Source organism: Kosakonia oryziphila (assembly GCF_900094795.1).
GTDB classification, from domain to species: domain Bacteria; phylum Pseudomonadota; class Gammaproteobacteria; order Enterobacterales; family Enterobacteriaceae; genus Kosakonia; species Kosakonia oryziphila.
This window is the reverse complement of the sequence record NZ_FMBC01000051.1, coordinates 1-14,512: the sequence shown is the minus strand read 5'-3', so window position 1 is coordinate 14,512 and position 14,512 is coordinate 1. Positions and strand designations below refer to the sequence as shown.

Annotated in this window: 16 protein-coding genes and 2 other RNA genes; 4 read left to right on the top strand and 14 right to left on the bottom strand. The window is 49.6% G+C overall.

The features are described 5' to 3' along the window. Positions 1-508: 508 nt before the first annotated feature. From GA0061070_RS19955 to GA0061070_RS19920, 7 genes are all read right to left on the bottom strand, one after another. Entirely contained in the window at positions 509-871 is a 363-nt protein-coding gene (locus GA0061070_RS19955; protein WP_023325913.1) for a hypothetical protein, read from the bottom strand. Between the two features lie 35 nt (positions 872-906). Next, positions 907-1,347: a hypothetical protein gene (locus GA0061070_RS19950; RefSeq protein WP_039024831.1), complete on the bottom strand. Its 441-nt coding sequence runs from the start codon at positions 1,345-1,347 to the stop codon at positions 907-909. A gap of 2 nt (positions 1,348-1,349) precedes the next feature. After that, positions 1,350-2,042: a WYL domain-containing protein gene (locus GA0061070_RS19945; protein WP_023325911.1), complete on the bottom strand. Its 693-nt coding sequence runs from the start codon at positions 2,040-2,042 to the stop codon at positions 1,350-1,352. 19 nt (positions 2,043-2,061) lie between these two features. Then, a complete protein-coding gene (locus GA0061070_RS19940) occupies positions 2,062-2,799 on the bottom strand; it encodes a YaaW family protein (protein ID WP_090137744.1) in 738 nt (245 codons plus the stop codon). A 140-nt stretch (positions 2,800-2,939) separates the two neighbouring features. Beyond that, complete coding sequence (locus GA0061070_RS19935) at positions 2,940-3,410, bottom strand: hypothetical protein (protein ID WP_139109802.1); 471 nt, start codon at positions 3,408-3,410, stop codon at positions 2,940-2,942. 729 nt (positions 3,411-4,139) lie between these two features. After that, positions 4,140-5,198, bottom strand: coding sequence for a hypothetical protein (locus GA0061070_RS19930; RefSeq protein WP_023325908.1), 1,059 nt, complete (start codon positions 5,196-5,198; stop codon positions 4,140-4,142). Positions 5,199-5,623: 425 nt separating this feature from the next. After that, positions 5,624-5,839, bottom strand: coding sequence for an AlpA family transcriptional regulator (locus tag GA0061070_RS19920; protein ID WP_023325907.1), 216 nt, complete (start codon positions 5,837-5,839; stop codon positions 5,624-5,626). A 127-nt stretch (positions 5,840-5,966) separates the two neighbouring features. Between GA0061070_RS19920 and GA0061070_RS19915 the strand changes: the two genes are divergently transcribed. After that, entirely contained in the window at positions 5,967-6,704 is a 738-nt protein-coding gene (locus GA0061070_RS19915) for a hypothetical protein (protein WP_023325906.1), read from the top strand. 231 nt (positions 6,705-6,935) lie between these two features. Here GA0061070_RS19915 and GA0061070_RS19910 read toward each other — a convergent pair whose 3' ends face one another. The 3 genes from GA0061070_RS19910 to smpB form a co-directional block, all read right to left on the bottom strand. Beyond that, positions 6,936-8,177 (bottom strand): integrase, encoded by a 1,242-nt coding sequence (locus tag GA0061070_RS19910; protein ID WP_023325905.1) that lies wholly within the window; start codon positions 8,175-8,177, stop codon positions 6,936-6,938. Between the two features lie 203 nt (positions 8,178-8,380). Next, positions 8,381-8,743, bottom strand: a transfer-messenger RNA (tmRNA) gene (gene ssrA / locus GA0061070_RS19905). Positions 8,744-8,957: 214 nt separating this feature from the next. Further along, positions 8,958-9,440 carry an SsrA-binding protein SmpB gene (smpB, locus tag GA0061070_RS19900; RefSeq protein WP_007370697.1) on the bottom strand — a complete coding sequence of 161 codons (483 nt, stop codon included), beginning with the start codon at positions 9,438-9,440 and terminating at the stop codon, positions 8,958-8,960. Between the two features lie 158 nt (positions 9,441-9,598). Between smpB and GA0061070_RS19895 the strand changes: the two genes are divergently transcribed. Next, positions 9,599-10,036 (top strand): type II toxin-antitoxin system RatA family toxin, encoded by a 438-nt coding sequence (locus tag GA0061070_RS19895; protein ID WP_208598190.1) that lies wholly within the window; start codon positions 9,599-9,601, stop codon positions 10,034-10,036. Next, a complete protein-coding gene (locus GA0061070_RS19890) occupies positions 10,026-10,319 on the top strand; it encodes an RnfH family protein (protein WP_090137740.1) in 294 nt (97 codons plus the stop codon). Before GA0061070_RS19895 ends, GA0061070_RS19890 begins: the two co-directional genes overlap by 11 nt. Before the next feature lie 60 nt (positions 10,320-10,379). Here GA0061070_RS19890 and bamE read toward each other — a convergent pair whose 3' ends face one another. From bamE to nadK, 3 genes are all read right to left on the bottom strand, one after another. Further along, positions 10,380-10,721: an outer membrane protein assembly factor BamE gene (gene bamE / locus GA0061070_RS19885; protein WP_090137738.1), complete on the bottom strand. Its 342-nt coding sequence runs from the start codon at positions 10,719-10,721 to the stop codon at positions 10,380-10,382. A gap of 148 nt (positions 10,722-10,869) precedes the next feature. After that, on the bottom strand, positions 10,870-12,537 hold the full coding sequence (gene recN / locus GA0061070_RS19880) for a DNA repair protein RecN (RefSeq protein WP_090137736.1): 1,668 nt from the start codon (positions 12,535-12,537) through the stop codon (positions 10,870-10,872). An 86-nt stretch (positions 12,538-12,623) separates the two neighbouring features. Continuing rightward, on the bottom strand, positions 12,624-13,514 hold the full coding sequence (gene nadK / locus GA0061070_RS19875) for an NAD(+) kinase (protein ID WP_090137734.1): 891 nt from the start codon (positions 13,512-13,514) through the stop codon (positions 12,624-12,626). A gap of 122 nt (positions 13,515-13,636) precedes the next feature. Here nadK and grpE point away from each other — a divergent pair, with 122 nt between their 5' ends. Beyond that, positions 13,637-14,233 (top strand): nucleotide exchange factor GrpE, encoded by a 597-nt coding sequence (gene grpE / locus GA0061070_RS19870; protein ID WP_139109801.1) that lies wholly within the window; start codon positions 13,637-13,639, stop codon positions 14,231-14,233. Between the two features lie 199 nt (positions 14,234-14,432). Here grpE and GA0061070_RS19865 read toward each other — a convergent pair. Beyond that, a non-coding RNA gene (locus tag GA0061070_RS19865) (RtT sRNA) lies at positions 14,433-14,512 on the bottom strand; the annotation flags it as partial.

The following is a 14,512-nucleotide window of genomic DNA, read 5'->3' as shown; positions in this document are numbered from 1 at the left end:
GATTAGATAAAACTTCAAAAAAAAGTACAAACTGCCATGACATCATAGGAAAGCAAATCTCATGATATATGAGGTAGTATTTTAGAAGTTACTTCCTCTATTTTTTTTTGTGTTCTTAGAATATCTAAAAGTTGTACCAGAATATTTCATTGGTATCGAATGTGACTGACTTGCACTCTGGCGAACTAAAGAAACAATGATACAAGTCTTGAACATACAACTCAGGAGCATTCCTTGTTCTAACCACAGTGTGGATATCTAACCAAGTTGTCACCATCCATCGGCTGAACTTAGAGCTAGCAGCAGTCAGGCACTGAGCTACAGCACTCACGAACTGAAATAATAAGATATATATTATGGTGAACCCGTAAGGGGAGGGACCTCACGGGGGAGGGGTTTATAATGGCTATTAATACGCAGTATTAATACCTGATTTCTTTAATATAACGATTGATAGCACAACAGGGTCTGACAACTGATTGTCAGACCAGATATTGTTCAATCGAAATTAGTACTTCATCAGCCAGTCCCCCTGACTGGTGATGACGTTAATTTCTGCCACACTGCAGGGGCCTTTAATGTAGACGGCAATCTCTTTGCCGTAAGACAGCGTTGACGGTATCAGCGGGATCGGCTTGCTGCCTGCATAGACGGTGGGCATCTTTTGAATCGGGCAGTTCCCACGGTTAACGACAACATCCTGAATGGTGATGCTGTCAGCCAGTGACTGAACATGAACACGCTGCTGATGCAAATTCGGGTAATAGGGATTTTTTACCTGCTCGAGACCAATCCTGACCGGGGCCTCTGCTGCGTGCAACAGAGGTGAAATCATCAGTGCCACGGCGAGGGTACTCATTGCTGTTTTCATTATTTTTTCCTTATTTTGGTTGGAGCAATAAAGGCTCACATGCGGGTCAGACATCCTGACTTATCAAACTCAGGCAAAACCCCGGCGGCATTGCTGAAGGTGAAGGTGGCGGAGGTCAGTCCGGTCGCCGTTATATGGATACGATGGGATTTTCTGGCTGCATCCCAGAAGGCTTCGAAGTTACTGCCACCGGCATCAGAAAACGTGTCGTTAATCAGGAACGTGTCGCCGCTGTCGGTTTGTGCCTGAACGCTGCGCCCATCATCATTGCCGCTGGTGAGCGTTTTGCCATCGGGTGATGTGTACTGGACGAACGCATTGTTCTCCGGCGAGCAGGTCATCAGCAGTTCAGCGCCATTTTTCCCCTGTATGCGGTATTCCGTAACGCCCTGAACCCAGGTACGGGTCCACTGGTTTACGGCTGCACCGGCCTGCGCGGAGGCAAGCACCATCAGTAAAAACGTTATTTTTTTCATAGCTATCCTTGAGTTTCAGTATCGGTCAGCACCTTTCGCAGGTACTGGAAGTGTGGTAAAGAACGGATAAAGTGCGGATCTGCGGTCAGTGCATCAATCTGCCGCCTGCGCAGAAACTGCCTCGGCGTCAGGCAGACATCGGTAATGCTTTCCAGCAGAAAGACCTGCAGTTGCCGGGCGTACTCTCCGACCAGATACCAGCCGTTCTCGAAATAAATCAGGCGGTAAGGTGCGAACCAGCGGTACTGCTGCCCCTCTGCGGTCAGATCCAGCAGAGTTCGCTCCAGAATGGCCTGAGTGATACGCCAGAAACTGCCGAAGGGACCGGGCTTGCGCTCCGGTGGAGACTGCCAGACGATAAAAGGTGGCTCTACGGAGCTGTCAGTCAGCACCGATATCAGACGGTTATCCATCGCCGGGAACAGCTGCTCCGTGCGGGTTACTCGTGCAAAGTGCAGAATATGCCGGTTGGTGCGCAGGCATTCGTGCTGGTGGGCCAATGACCAGCAACCCTGCTGGTATGTCAGTTCCAGACAGCTCAGGCGTTCACGAAAATCCCGGCGCAGAGTGCGCTCCGAGATACGAAACTCCTGAGACAACCTCGTAACTGACAACCGTTCCCCCATCAGCAGGCGACTGATGATGATCGCCAGCCGTGATGCCATGCGATCGTGCTGTTTTTCTTCCGCAGACATATTGAAGGGTTTCCGTTGATTACATTGATTTGTATTGATATTGCTGACGAAGACAAGCGACCAGTAGGCAGGCCGGAACCGTAACCCGCCGTGCCGGGCCTGCCATATCGGCAATCAACCAGCCGGTGCTCAGGGCGATACCAACCGGCCCGGCCAGTACACTGATAGAGCGGGTCAGGGTCAGATAAGTCACGATGGGGAGCGTGCGCCCCAGTACAACCTTCACAAGCGTACTGAGCATCACGACCGATAGACGATAGGCTGCAAAACCAGAAGACCGGACTGCAGTCTGTATCGCCATCAGTATCAGCGGCACCGTTGGGGCGGTCAGTTCCGTGCCCATGCTGTCAGCAAACTCCCGCAGCTCAGCCGGGGACATTTCGCTGAGGCTTTTTTCGAGCATCTTCATCAGCAGGGAGAGCTCGATGGTTTGGGTTGCCTCATCTTTTTTGTATTTCACGCCCGTATGCTCACAGACATCGCATAACACTTCCCGGTACAACACGCCTTTCCCGCCCCTGAACATGCTGGCAATACTGCTAGCACCAAAGGTCTGGATTTCAGCGGCAATCTCCTGCCAGTAATTACGGTGCGCCGGGTGAAAACGTTTGTAGTTGTCACTGCTGGACAGCGTTTCCGTCCAGCGCAGGGTTTTATCCCTTGGGTCATGGGTAATGAGACTGACCAGTAAATCCAGGTCCTCATTATCACAACACCCCAGAAACCGCAGGTCAGCATCTTCGCGATAAACGGCCATTACCCCTCCATTCAGGTCTGTATCGTCAGGGCAAAACGATAACAAACCCGCCCGTAAGGACATGGCCGATGTGTCAGGAAAATCAGCGTGTTATACGAGTAATGACGGACAGGTGATGTCCGAAAATGAAATACAGAAGATTATGCTGTGCAGGGCGGAGTTACCGGTGGAATAAACAGACGAATGGCGAATTGCCCCATAAGGCGGGTGACGAGCCAGGCGGCACCACCGTTGATTACCCCGCCCAGTAACGGGAGCAGCAGGCTTTCCCTTAGTAACACGTGGCTGCTTTTCAGCAGTAACGCGTCGCGAACCACCGTAAGCAGAGCGGTCTCGGCCTGAGGCAGGCTCAGTGCGCGGGTCAGTAACCGGGTGATGATGCCACTGATGGCATCCGAGCAGGCATCCCCGGCCAGCGCGCCCCAGCAAAGCAAGCGTACCCGTGGGTCTGCAGTGTCATGGCCCCCGATGATGGCAACGGCCGCACACAGCCGCATCTGAATGAACAGCGAAGAGCAGACATCGGCGGTGACGGTCAGTGGCAGCAGCGCACCTCCGGCGAGCCCGCAGGAAAAGCCGGAGCCGCAGGCTTTCAGGGACTCGTACAGCACAAGTGATTCAGCCGCATCCACGCAACTCGTTTCGTTCTGCAGGTAACTGTCCGCCAGTACTATGGCAGAGTCAGTGACGGCGGTACCTTCCACCGCCAGGGCATACATCCCGTCGAACAGCTGATGTAATACGGTAATATCCAGAGTATCCTCCTTAGCAATTGCCTCTATGGGGTATCGCTAAGGTGATATAGGTCTGTCATTTTTTTATTTACGGTTTGTTCACGCTGACAATTGCTTACTGCATCTGAATTCGGCAGCCTTAAACCTGATGGTCGTAAATCTGAATGGAACAAACCTGTGTGAATACCATCATTCCGGTGTGAATATTATTCTTATTGTACCGCTCTGAAATGTTGGCGAAATGTATGCTTTTTGTTTGCTAATTTCGACGGTGGCGGAAGTTAAAAACTCCTGAACTATGAAGAGCGCTATTATTTAAACAGTGAAAAGGACATGCCGTCTTTACGTTCACAGCGAACAGGACAATTTTCCGCCCGGTGCTTCAGGGAGTGTGGTTTCTGTGTAAATTATCAGATGGCATTGTGCAGGCTGTAGGTGATTAGTGTTATAAAAATGTTGCATTTATGTTTGCTGGGATCTTTGTCTAATAAAGACTTAAATGGTTTTAAGGAGGGGTTTTAATATTTTAATCGTCTTACTATAAAGTTAAAAAAAGCACCATCTATCCAGAGGTGCTTTTACGCTTATGATGACTCGTTATGAGAATCAAAAACCATTTGGGCTGATGATAATGTGACCCCCATCTTTTGAAAGCGCAGGCACCGTGAAAAATCTATTATAAAAATTAACACGCTCCTCCAGACAGGTCATATCAAGCCCAAAGTAACATTTCATATAGTTGTGGAGTCTACTGGTATACCAGCCATAAACCCCATTTTCTTGCATGTGAATTGGTATCGTTTCGGTTCTCTCCAGGTACCCGGGCAATTGTTGCAGTTCTTTCAAAAAACTGTCGGCATCACCCTTTAACATTGCGTGAAAGCAGGCTACAGCAAGCAACTCATTATCAATGCCACCACTTTCCATACTCAGATGAGATGCCAGCGCCGTAATTGCGGCTCTGAGCTTAAAATGCCTCAGGCGCAGCGTCTCTTCTTTTAAAAGCTTCTCCAGCGGAGGTAAAAAAAACGTATTAATCGAAAGCAGTCTGCGCGGCTTCTCTATGTCAACGAAGTTTAAATTCCGAATTCTTTTTAGCGCTATTTGTACAGTATCAACACCGTACCGGGAGGTCAGTGCTTTTAACAGTGTTGTTTTCACTGGTTCTTCATGACTGGCAGCAATAAAACCACGAAACTCATCTTCCGGTGTATAGCGCGGAATGGTATCTTTCAGCATCCTGTTGATCAGTTTAGGGGCAATGAGAAGATTTTTGCTTATGTTAGCGCCTCCTTTTGAGTTCGGATAGAGATGACTGACTTCAAGCTCAAGCCAGGGGCGCAGACGAGAGAGTGGCAGCCCGTTATCACCCCTAATCCATTCACCATACAGAACATTGTAAGCTCTTTGATGACGTGACTTATTCCGGTACAACTGGAGTATATCGACAACATCACCCGGGCCATTAATACCTCCTAACCCGCTAGGATTATTTTTCAGCATAGATTCGATGTTAAGCCACCAGGAGTGTTTCACCAGCTTAATGATATTGTCATCATCAATAATACGGTGAGCTTTATGGCGGCATTCGTTGCTGCAGAAACGCTTATTACGGGAGTCCGACAGGCTTTTGTGACAACCTTTATAGTTGCATGTTGCCTTCATTCTTTCTTCCCGTCTAGAAGCATTTTGTTTTCTCCCGTTATAATGCTCAGGGCAAAGACGGAGTTTACGCTCCTCATCTCTGCCTCCTATGCTATTCTGGCAATTATCCCGCTTACAAATAGCCATAATGTTTATGCCATAAACAGAATTATAGAATAATAAAATAGAGTGTTATGCCACAAGCATAACACCTGATATAACTGGAATATAAAAGTGATACCATAATCTATTTTATTGGTCAGGTGTCGATGTAACAGTGTTTGTAATTTCTTGTATGTGTTGTCCTTAATAGTCTTTAAATACACTAGCAACCGATAAATATATCTGGTGGCATTTATTAGTTGTTTCATTTCAGGTAGCAGAAGCCGAAACTGGTCTCCTCTTCTATACCTCAGATGTCACGACAGGCCTGAGCCTGTTGCGTGTTACGGTGTTACCGGAGGGCAGCGCTCCAGTACCCACTGATCAATTTCAGACTCCAGCCAGCCAACAGATTGCATGCCCAGGCGACGTTGTTTCGGGAAAGTCGCATCATAGCGAGGAGACTTAGGGTTGAGCCAGTCGTAGATGGTGGCGCGGCCGAGCCCTGTTTTGAGCATAACATCACGCATACGCAGGATTTTTACAGATTGTACAGTCATTTACGTTGTATCCTTTAGGTTGTACTGGATAACGTCAGACTATAATCCCGAGAGGATCTGGGATAGGGGTGGGGCTGTTCGTATTTTTTTACTTATTGATTTTAAAGATTATTATTGAGGTTTTTTAATGGATGACGCATTGTTTGATACTTTCAACGTTGAGTATAAAAAAGTTTTCATCAAAATCAGGGCGTTGTTTACCTCTGATGAGAAATTCCTGGATTTATGGCAAGTGATAAACAGGACGGTTGCGAGATGTATCAAGTCGGCAATCAATGATGACCCATTTTTTGATGATAGTTACAGTCCGGAATCTGTATTCGCCGATGCTCAATTTAGGGCTGATACATGCGGTGAGTTCGAAGGGTATCTCTTTGCGGCCGTGTTTTCTTTTCGCTGGGGACGTTATCTCCATAAGAATCAAGATGATCAACAAGCTGTACATTTCCTGGCTCAAGGTTTATTAAATGCAGGAATATGGATTGGTGTAATGCAAAGACTGGAACATCAGCAACTGAAGGTATTAGAAAATCAGAAGCGGGCTGAGGATTCAAAAAAGGGCGGTGCAGTTGTGGCGGAAAACTATTCAGTCGTAAAAAAAGAGCTGATTCGCCTCTTGAAGTGCAAAGATGGTGGATGGGAGTCAAAGAAAGCTGCTATTGATTGTGTTGTTAATGAGTTATGGCTTTTCATTCAGCAAAAAAATAACGAAATAAACAATAAAAATAAAAAACTGAAAAGTCACGAGCAGAAAAAAAACTATATGTTTACTGAGTCTGGGTTGCCCGAAAGGATACAGGAGTGGCTGAAAGTAGATTCATCTATAAAAGCTGCATTTACAGATGCTGTTAGAAGGCGAAAATGAGGACTCGATTGTATTGCTTGCATAGCTATGCTCTGACATATCGTGTTGATTAATCGGTAATTAGCGGCTGGTATATGACAATCAATTCCTGACGAAAAACAGGGTTAAGGATCGTGTTTATAATCTAGTGGTAAGTCAAAATATCATTTTATATGACATGGAAATGGGGGTCTTGAGACCCCTGATATGTCTGGAATAACTCTGACTAATCCAACCAGTCTGGCGAGCAACTCAGCCCACAAGTTTTAACTCTCTTTTTCCGTTTTCAACAATGCCCCCGCTGTCGGCCTTGCTTACGAAGTCAGCCCACCACTGCATCATCGGTCGTCGTTGCTCAAGATAGTCGCTGCGGTTGTAAGCGCGACGTACCTCATTTTTGTCTACATGAGCCAATGCTGCCTCAATAACATCAGACGGAAACCCTTGCTCATTGAGAGCTGTACTTGCGATAGAACGTAAACCGTGTGATACGAGAACACCTCCTAACCCAGCACGCTTGAGTGCTGCGTTCACTGTTTGGCTGTTCATTGGTTGGGTTGGTTTGATGCGACTGGGAAAGATAAACTCTCGGCCACCACTTAGTGACTTCATCATTTCCAGAATAGAGAGAGCCTCATCGGATAATGGAACCGTATGATCCCGGTTCATCTTCATTCGAGCTGCTGGAATTTTCCATTCGTTATCATCAAAATCGATCTCATCCCATCGAGCTTCAGCTGCTTCGGCGGGACGGGTTATGGTGAGCAGTTGCCACATGAATAGGCATCGTGTGGACAGGCTGATACTTGCCGTACGCATAGTCTGCATTAATTGTGGAAGTTGAGCCGGGTGGATACTCGGCATGTTTTTCTTCTGAGGTTTCTCGAACGCTTTCCCGATGTTTATGCTGGGAACCGCATCAATCAGGCCCGTGTTCTGCGCATAAATCATGACTTCGTTAATACGCTGACAAAGGCGGCGAACAGTCTCTAATGCCCCTCTGGCCTGAACCGGCTGAACTGCTTTAACCAGAGTATGAGCCTTAATCTCAGTGACACTGATATCACCGATTGCTGGGAAAACATCTCTCTCAAGCGAGCGCCAGATATCTTCGGCATAGTCCTCTGTTACGCTGGCTTTCTTCACATTCCACCAACGTTCGGCAACTAACAAGAAAGTGTTGGTTTTGGCCTCTTGTGAATTTCTGACCTGTTCTTTCTGATGTTCTTGGGGATCAATGTCTTTCGCCAATAAAACTTTAGATTCGGCTCTGAGTTTACGTGCATCAGAAAGCGAGACGGCAGGGTAGGCACCGAAGCTCTGTTTGGTTCGCTGCTTGGTCAGAGGCCGATAGTAACGGAATTGCCAGAGCTTACTGCCGCTGGACTTGATTAACAGAGTAAGCCCGTCACCATCATACAGCTGGTAATCGGCATCTTTAGGTTTGGCGGCTTTGATTTCCGTGTCGGTTAACGGCTTGGTTTTTCTTGCCATGGTGAGTCTCCATGCGTTTAGGCCCAACGAAAACAATAGAGCTTTTCGTTGGGCCTATCAATGGGCCTAAAAGGTTCGGATTTAATTAGTTCTCTTCGGACTTCGCGGGACAAATTGCAGGCACAAAAAAGCCCGCAGGGCTTGCGCCGTGCGGGCTCTTAGGACTTCATCAGATGACTCTGGTAATCACCGATGGAGAATTTTGGTGGAGCTGGCGGGAGTTGAACCCGCGTCCGAAATTCCTACATCCTCGGTACTACATGCTTAGTCCAGTCTTTACATTCGCTTGCCAGCTGCGGACGGACACGCCACTAACAAACTAGCCTGATTAGATTTAACGCTTCAACCCCAGGCAGGGCATCCACGCGATCTCTTTTGGGTTTGACCTCTCTTGATCCCCGTCCTAAGAGCGGAGGCTAGGGAGAGAGGGCTCGAAGCAGGTTATTAAGCTGCTAAAGCGTAGTTTTCGTCGTTTGCGACTATTTTTTGCGGCTTTTTACGAGGCCAACCGCCCCTCGGCATGCACCTTGGGTTTCGCAAATCCCGTCGAATCCAGAATCAGCCCCAAAAGTGTTGGCTAAGTATAACAGATTTATGACGCGGCATACCAGTCCATATCGAGGCAAACGGCCTGATAATGTGAGTTGATGATTTTCTCCGCAGCAATTTTTCTAACGAAGCATTCTTTGTGAACAAAATTCGCGAACACAATTTTGGTGAAGCGAGGAGGGGAAGCAGGAAAACGCGTTGCCCTCTCCGGGTGTGAGAGGGCGGTGTCGGTTAGCGCCCGGCGTTTTTCATGATGCGGGCTTTATCCAGTTGCCATTCGCGCTCTTTCAGATCGGAGCGTTTATCGTGCTGTTTTTTACCTTTCGCTACGCCAATTTTTACTTTGCACCAGGCGTTTTTCCAGTACAGCGACAGCGCGACAACAGTGTAGCCTTCGCGGTTGATGCGGCCGTAGAGGGAATCCAGCTCGCGCTGATTCAGCAGTAATTTACGGGTACGCGTTGGGTCGCAAACATAGTGACTGGAGGCAACGGTTAATGGCGTAAAGTTTGCGCCAAACAGAAACGCCTCGCCGTCTTTCAGAATAACGTAGCTGTCGCCAATGTTCGCTTTACCTGCGCGTAAGGATTTTACTTCCCAGCCTTGCAGTGACAGCCCGGCCTCAAATTCTTCTTCAATAAAGTATTCATGGCGGGCGCGCTTATTCAGCGCAATGGTGGCTGAACCTGGTTTATGTGCTTTTTTCTTCGTCATAATGTCGTGAAGCCATCCGGTAATCTGATATCTGAAACTGACCTCATTGCGTCCTGTGAGGTTTAACGCGTTATCTTAGCATGAGTTCCGGCTTAGCGTTTTCCTTTCATCCGGCGGAAATGGTATTATTTGAAGATTGTGTGAACGCGGGAAACCTTATGCCTCAGATTAACCGTACTGCGCTGGTGCCTTACAGCGCGGAACAAATGTATCAGTTAGTGAACGATGTTAAGTCCTATCCTCAGTTTTTGCCTGGCTGCACCGGCAGCCGGGTGCTGGAAGCCGGGCCGACGCAGATGACGGCGGCGGTGGATGTTTCCAAAGCCGGGATCAGCAAAACGTTTACCACGCGCAATACGCTGGCTGCTAACCAAAGCATTTTGATGCATCTGGTCGATGGGCCTTTTAAATCATTGATGGGCGGCTGGAAATTTACGCCGCTCAGCGCCGATGCCTGTCGCATTGAGTTTCAGCTTGATTTTGAATTCACCAATAAGCTGATTGAACTGGCGTTTGGCCGCATCTTCAAAGAACTGGCATCAAATATGGTGCAGGCATTTACCCATCGCGCGAAAGAGGTTTACCGTGCCGGGTAAGATTGTCATTGAAGTGGCTTATGCGCTGCCGGAAAAGCAGTATCTGCAGCGGGTTACGCTTGAGGATGGCACAACTGTTGAGCAGGCAATTCGCGCGTCCGGCCTGCTGGAGTTACGCAGCGATATTGATTTGAGCGTCAACAAAGTCGGGATCTACAGCCGACCGGTGAAGTTGCACGATGTCGTGCATGAAGGTGACCGTGTGGAGATTTACCGCCCGCTGATTGCCGATCCAAAAGAACTGCGTCGCCAGCGTGCGGAAAAAACGGCGAAGAAATCGTAATGCCCTGACGGTAAAAACAAAAAAGGTGCTCATGGAGCACCTTTTTGCATTTCTGCAACCTTACGCTTTGGTCAGCGCAGGCTTGTTATCAATATTGGTCAACACACCGCTACCGTTAAAGGTCAGCGTCAGCGTTTGCTGCGTAACATCTTCGTGGCCCGGCTGCTGACGGAACACATAGAACCAGGTGTTGGTGCCAAACGGGTCTTTCATCATTGGCGTACCCAGTGCATAAGCAACCTGTTGTTGCGTCATACCCACGCGGATTTTAGAAACATCGTTTGCTGTCAGGTAGTTCCCCTGATTGATATCAGGGCGGTAAACCACGCGTTCGAAGGTAGAGCAACCAGCGGTCAACATCAGGAGAACCGCTGCGGCAGCAGTCAGCATTTTACAGCGCATAGTGATTTGATTCCTTTTCGGGCCCGAACAATACGTGGCTCATATGTAATATGCCGATGATAATAGACCTTTAGCCAGTTTAAAACCTCTGCGGGCTGGTCTGTTGTCGATTTTATCGAGAACTGAGACCGTCATATTACAGAAAAGTTTACGCTGCCAGCAGCTCTTTGGCATTCGCCAGCGCATTGCGCGTCACTTCGCTGCCGCCGAGCAGGCGCGCCAGCTCCTGCAAACGAGCACGTTTATCCAGCGGCTGCATGTGGGTTTCAGTCATCGCGCCATCGGTCTCTTTGCTGACAAAGAAGTGATGGTGACCGCAACCGGCGACCTGCGGCAGGTGTGTGACGCACATCACCTGAGTGGATTCGCCCAACTGACGCAGCAGCTTGCCGACCACCACCGCCGTTGGCCCGCTAATCCCGACATCCACTTCATCAAAAATCAGCGCTGGCGTTTCCATCTTCCGCGCGGTGATCACCTGAATTGCCAGCGCAATGCGCGACAGCTCGCCGCCAGAGGCAACTTTAGCGATCGGTTGCAGCGGCTGGCCGGGGTTAGTGGTGACGCGAAATTCAATACGATCGGCGCCTTCCGCCGTCAGCGAGCGCTCGTCAAAATCGACATCAATGACAAACACGCCGTGCGGCATAGAAAGCGCATACATACTCCCGGTGATCAGTTCGCTCAGTTCCTGCGCATATTTCACACGCTGTGTATGCAGCGCCTGCGCGCTGGACAGCGCCAGCCGATGGTGCTGCTCTACCGCCAGCGCCAGCGCCAGCGTCTCCTGGGAGCCGGTCTGATCGTCCAGTAACTGTTGTTCATCAAGCAGAGACTGATGGAACTGCGGCAGCTCTTCCGGGGAGATATGATGCTTGCGCGCCAGCGAGATCTGCCGGGAGATACGCTGCTCCAGTTCGTACAGACGATTGGGATCGAGATCTAAGCGGTCGCAGTAGTGGCGAAGTTCATCGCTGGCTTCACTGATTTGAATGGCTGCTTCTTCCAGCATATTCAGCACGCCGGAAAGGCGCGAATCCATACCTGCCAGCTCCGTTAAAAGCTGTCGGGCGGTATAGAGCTGACTTTGCAGGTTAACCTCTTCGCCATCGGCCAGCACGTTCAGCGCATGTTGGCTGGTAGAAAGCAACTGGCCGCTGTTAGCGAGACGTTTGTACTCTTCGTCGATCTGCTCAAATTCGCCCGGCTGTGGGTGAAATTCATTAAGCTCTTTCAGTTGGTAGTGCAGCAGTTCGGCGCGGGCGGTGCGTTCCTGACTCTGTTGCTGATGCTGGGCCAGTTCGCGGCAGCTCTGGTGCCAGGCGCGGTAGTGTTCGGCCATTTGCTGAGTGAGCGCATACTCACCGGTATAGCCATCGAGCAGGTTTTTCTGGTGTTCTGATTTGGTTAGCAACTGGTGCGCGTGCTGGCCGTGGATCTGTATGAGCAGTTGGCCAAGTTCGCGGAGTTGAGAAAGCGGCACCGCCGTTCCGTTAATAAAACCACGGGAGCGCCCGTCACTGCTGATGACGCGGCGAAGTAAACACTCACGCCCATCTTCCAGTTGATTCTCTTCCAGCCAGCGCTGCGCGGCGGGCGTGTCTTTCAGCGCAAAGCGGGCGCACAGGTCGGCGCGCGGAGCGCCTGCGCGCACCATGTCGGCTTCAGCACGACCGCCGAGGCACAGCCCGAGCGCGTCAATGGCAATGGATTTACCCGCCCCGGTTTCGCCGGTAATAGCCGTCATCCCGCTGTGAAAATCGATCTCAAGCTCACGAACGATAGCAAAATTACTGATGGTCAGTTGTGCCAACATGGTTGCTTTCCTGTATGAAAAATCATAACTGTGTTTACATACAGTATAAACTGGTTTTATATACAGTAAAGCCCTGGCGGCGAATTTCAGAACAATTTTTTCGACCAGCCGAGTTTTGAGCTTAATGTATTGAAATAACTGTAGTCTTTAGGGTGAACCAGATTCAGATAATAGTCGCTGCGGCGGATCAGCACATCTTCGCCATCCTGGATCGGCAGCGCAATTTGGCTGTCGCAACTGATCTCCAGATCGCTACGACGGTTGGAAAAGCGCAAGCGGATGGTACTGCTGCTGTTAATCACCAGCGGACGGGCCGACAAGGTATGCGGGAACATGGGTACCAGCGTAATCGCATCCAGAGACGGCGTCAGAATCGGCCCGCCGGCAGAGAGCGAATAAGCGGTTGATCCAGTGGGTGTGGAGATGATTAACCCATCGGAACGCTGAGAGAACGCGAAGGTTTCATCAATATACACTTCGAATTCAATCATATGCGCCACTTTCCCCGGGTGCAGCACCACTTCGTTGATGGCGGTGCTGATCCGTTTTTGGCACTCTGGCAAGGAACTCTGCTGGCAGACCTGAACTTCCAGCAAGAAGCGCTTTTCGGCGATATAATGCCCTTCCAGTACATCGGCCAACTGTTGTTGGGCGTTGTCCGGATCGAGATCGGTAAGAAAACCGAGATTGCCGCGGTTGATGCCGATCACCTGAATATCATAGCGCGCCAGCGTGCGTGCTGCGCCCAGCATATTGCCGTCGCCGCCGACCACCACCGCCAGGTCGGCCTGCTGACCAATGTCCGCCAGTGTGCCGGTTCTCACATTTGTGAGCTGTAATTCCTGGGCAATCTGTTGTTCGACAATGACGTCATAACCTTGCTCGTGAAGCCAGCGGTAGAGCATTTCATGTGTGGTTAGCGCGGTAGGGTGCCGTGGATGCCCGACAATACCAATACACTTGAAATGGAGGGTCATGTTCTGGTGGTCCTTGTGGCGAATGAATGATGACAATCTGTCACGTTCCCTTGAATCCCGGAAACGGATCCCCATAATAAGCCAGGTTAGCGAGATGAATGCAAAAAAACGCGGAGAAATTCATGAGTAGTAAAGAACAGAAAACGCCTGACGGGCAAGCCCCGGAAGAAATTATCATGGAACAGCACGACGAAGTTGAGGCAGTTGTTGAGTCTGACGATTCTGCTGAGCAGGTGGATCCGCGCGATGAGAAAATTGCGAACCTCGAAGCGCAGTTAACCGAAGCGCAAAACCGCGAGCGTGAAGCTGTCCTGCGCATGAAGGCGGAAATGGAAAACCTGCGTCGCCGCACCGAACAGGACGTTGAAAAAGCGCATAAGTTCGCGCTGGAAAAATTCATCAACGAACTGCTGCCGGTAGTGGATAGCCTGGATCGCGCGCTCGAAGTCGCAGACAAAAACAACGCCGAAATGGCGCCGATGGTTGAGGGTATCGAACTGACGCTGAAATCCATGTTGGACGTGGTGAAGAAATTCGGCGTTGAAGTGATTGCTGATACCGATGTTCCACTGGATCCAAACGTCCATCAGGCGATTGCGATGGTGGAGTCTGATGAGATTGCGGCCGGTAAGGTTTTGGGCGTGATGCAGAAAGGTTACACCCTCAACGGCCGTACTATTCGCGCAGCGATGGTCACCGTCGCCAAAGCGAAGGGTTAAATGTGTTGTTAAAACCCTCTCCGCCTGGAGTAATGCTGCTCACTTAAGGAATCGAGACCTGAAATTCAGGTCTCAGATGAAAGGAAACGGGACGGTAAACCTGATTTCTTCGTTATCCCTCTGAGCATTAATATGAATTTTTATTCATAAAATGCTTAAGTGACTGGCATTAAACCTTACGGTTGGGCTTTTTTGAATTTGGTCGGTGCCAGAGGATTACTCGCCACTATGTGGCTCGCCCTGCGGGCCGTTGCTGAAGCAACGTTCTCTCGCGTTGCT

Excerpts from the sequence above, each read along its gene's own strand:
- grpE (WP_139109801.1), top strand. The coding sequence starts at position 13,637 with ATGAGTAGTAAAGAACAGAAAACGCCTGACGGGCAAGCCCCGGAAGAA.
- GA0061070_RS19915 (WP_023325906.1), top strand. The coding sequence starts at position 5,967 with ATGGATGACGCATTGTTTGATACTTTCAACGTTGAGTATAAAAAAGTT.
- recN (WP_090137736.1), bottom strand. The coding sequence starts at position 12,537 with ATGTTGGCACAACTGACCATCAGTAATTTTGCTATCGTTCGTGAGCTT.
- GA0061070_RS19955 (WP_023325913.1), bottom strand. The coding sequence starts at position 871 with ATGAAAACAGCAATGAGTACCCTCGCCGTGGCACTGATGATTTCACCT.
- GA0061070_RS19910 (WP_023325905.1), bottom strand. The coding sequence starts at position 8,177 with ATGGCAAGAAAAACCAAGCCGTTAACCGACACGGAAATCAAAGCCGCC.
- bamE (WP_090137738.1), bottom strand. The coding sequence starts at position 10,721 with ATGCGCTGTAAAATGCTGACTGCTGCCGCAGCGGTTCTCCTGATGTTG.
- GA0061070_RS19920 (WP_023325907.1), bottom strand. The coding sequence starts at position 5,839 with ATGACTGTACAATCTGTAAAAATCCTGCGTATGCGTGATGTTATGCTC.
- smpB (WP_007370697.1), bottom strand. The coding sequence starts at position 9,440 with ATGACGAAGAAAAAAGCACATAAACCAGGTTCAGCCACCATTGCGCTG.
- GA0061070_RS19895 (WP_208598190.1), top strand. The coding sequence starts at position 9,599 with ATGCCTCAGATTAACCGTACTGCGCTGGTGCCTTACAGCGCGGAACAA.
- GA0061070_RS19950 (WP_039024831.1), bottom strand. The coding sequence starts at position 1,347 with ATGAAAAAAATAACGTTTTTACTGATGGTGCTTGCCTCCGCGCAGGCC.
- GA0061070_RS19945 (WP_023325911.1), bottom strand. The coding sequence starts at position 2,042 with ATGTCTGCGGAAGAAAAACAGCACGATCGCATGGCATCACGGCTGGCG.
- nadK (WP_090137734.1), bottom strand. The coding sequence starts at position 13,514 with ATGACCCTCCATTTCAAGTGTATTGGTATTGTCGGGCATCCACGGCAC.
- GA0061070_RS19930 (WP_023325908.1), bottom strand. The coding sequence starts at position 5,198 with ATGAAGGCAACATGCAACTATAAAGGTTGTCACAAAAGCCTGTCGGAC.
- GA0061070_RS19940 (WP_090137744.1), bottom strand. The coding sequence starts at position 2,799 with ATGGCCGTTTATCGCGAAGATGCTGACCTGCGGTTTCTGGGGTGTTGT.